Source organism: Pseudomonas sp. SIMBA_067 (genome assembly GCF_046534675.1).
Taxonomy (GTDB): Bacteria; Pseudomonadota; Gammaproteobacteria; order Pseudomonadales; family Pseudomonadaceae; genus Aquipseudomonas; species Aquipseudomonas putida.
The window spans coordinates 1-357 of sequence record NZ_JAWRYH010000127.1 but is presented as its reverse complement, the minus strand read 5'-3'; the positions used below and the strand labels follow the sequence as shown (position 1 = coordinate 357).

Here is a 357-nt window from a genome sequence, read left to right as displayed (position 1 = left end):
CCACCGGCAACACGGTGGTCAACGATATCCAGGCGCGTTTCGTGTTTCGTGATGGCAAGATCTGCGAGCACCACGACCACTTCGACCTGTGGCGCTGGTCGCGCCAGGCATTGGGCGCCAAGGGCCTGTTGCTGGGCTGGACGCCCTTGGTGAAAAACGCCGTGCGGGCCCAGGCACGCAAAGGCTTGAAGGCATTTCAGGCCAGTCGTTGATAAGCTGGGGGCTTTTTTGCATGGCCGAATCCCGCTGTGAACACGCCTGACCCCAAACCCTGGTTTGTCTACCTGGTACGCGCCGCCAATGGCGCGTTGTATTGCGGCATCAGCAACGACCCGGTGCGCCGGTTCGCGATGCACC

The 357-nt window shown here is 61.9% G+C and carries 1 protein-coding gene and 1 pseudogene; both read left to right on the top strand.

Going from position 1 to position 357, the window contains the following annotated elements; translation table 11 throughout:
* Window positions 1-212, top strand: a pseudogene (locus tag SB765_RS28365) (DUF4440 domain-containing protein); the annotation flags it as partial.
* A gap of 36 nt (window positions 213-248) precedes the next feature.
* A partial coding sequence (locus SB765_RS28360) for a GIY-YIG nuclease family protein (protein WP_410932319.1) occupies window positions 249-357 on the top strand: 109 nt, incomplete at its 3' end.